At 62.8% G+C, this 1,511-nt stretch carries 1 protein-coding gene and 1 pseudogene; one reads left to right on the top strand and one right to left on the bottom strand.

Annotated features, from left to right (window positions below):
* Nucleotides 1-956: MFS transporter (locus tag WBQ44_RS15160; protein WP_495567498.1), on the bottom strand; the 956-nt coding region annotated here is incomplete at its 3' end.
* Between the two features lie 306 nt (nt 957-1,262).
* Here WBQ44_RS15160 and WBQ44_RS15155 point away from each other — a divergent pair.
* Nucleotides 1,263-1,511, top strand: a pseudogene (locus tag WBQ44_RS15155) (FAD-binding oxidoreductase); the annotation flags it as partial.

Here is a 1,511-nt window from a genome sequence, read left to right as displayed (position 1 = left end):
ATCGCTGCATTACCGACGTTCATCACCGTCGTACGTGCCGCACGGTCGGACCAGTAAGCCCCGATCAGTGTGAAGATTCCCCACACAACAGCAGCGAGCAGACTGGCGACCAACACGTCGACCCGCGCCAATCCGTGTTCACGTGTCGAGTACGCGACGATGAAGCCGCCGACGATGATGTAGCCGTTGCCGTTTGTACCGATGAACGACAGCGCCGCGAGCATCACCTGCTTCTTGTTGGTCTTCCACAGCGACTTCACCGGGGTGTGGTTGCGTTCCTTGCGTTCGGACAGCTCCTTGAACACCGGGGTTTCTTCGACGCGTCGACGGATGTAGAAGCCGACGAGAATCAGCACGAAGCTGATCAGGAACGGAATGCGCCAGCCCCACGCCTCGAACTGCTCCTCGGTCAACAATCCGGTGCAGAGCGCGAGCGTTCCCACCGCGATCAGCATGCCCAGTGGAACACCCATCTGTGTTGCAGCACCGTAGATTCCACGCTTGCCCTTGGGTGCGTGCTCGACGGCCATCAACGCCGCGCCGCCCCATTCGCCACCGGTGGAGAAGCCCTGCAGGATGCGAAGCACGATCAGGATGATCGGCGCCCAGATGCCGATGGTCGCGTACGTGGGGAGCAGTCCCATGCCCACGGTCGCCACGCCCATCAGGGTCAACGTCAAGATGAGCACTTTTTTGCGGCCGATCTTGTCGCCGAAGTAGCCGGCCACGACGGCGCCGAGAGGACGGAAGATGAAGCTGATGCCGATGGTCACGTAAGCAACCAGCTGGCCGGAGGAGCCCATCGGCTCGAAGAAGAGGGAGGCGAAGATCAGCGACGCCGCCTGGGCGTAAATGAAGAAGTCGTACCACTCGACGGTCGTGCCCACCATGCTCGCGAGCGCCGCACGGCGATGCTCGCGCGACACCACCGTGGGTGATCCAACCTGTGTTGCCATCGAATTTCTCGTTTCGTCTCGATCGTCCCAGCGGCGCCCGTGTACCCGCCCGGTGACGATTGGTCGGCGGCAATTACCACCGTCCATTCGGTCGGTAATTACCATGACTGCTCCAGCCCCTGTTGTCAATATCTCACTACCTGCCAGGCATGACTCGAGTCACTGGACTGTAGGCGCGATGCGATCGGGGCGGCATCCAGATCGGCACAGCCGCATGAAGTTCGTCCGGATCCACCGAACCGACCGCATCATTTCGTCGTTCTCGACGCAGACGTCGTGCGGCGAACCCGCCCATACTCGGACCCCATGACGCTGTCCGATTCCTCAGCCGCACCCATCTCGATCGGCAAGGACGTCCTCGCCGAGCTACGGTCCGCCCTGGGCGAGTGCGCCGTCGTGGTCGACCCCGACGTCCTGACAAGTTATCGGCACGACTCGGCCGCGCTGTGCGAGTCGACGCCCCCTGCGGTCGCGGTTCTGCCGACAACGGAAGCCGACGTCCAAGCCGTCATGGCCGTGTCGGCCCGGTACCGCGTGCCTGTCGTCGTGCAGGGC

The organism is Rhodococcus sp. (in: high G+C Gram-positive bacteria) (genome assembly GCF_049591685.1).
In the GTDB taxonomy this organism is placed as follows: domain Bacteria; phylum Actinomycetota; class Actinomycetes; order Mycobacteriales; family Mycobacteriaceae; genus Rhodococcoides.
Note: the sequence above shows the minus strand (reverse complement) of the source record. Positions and strands in the feature narration are given on the sequence as shown.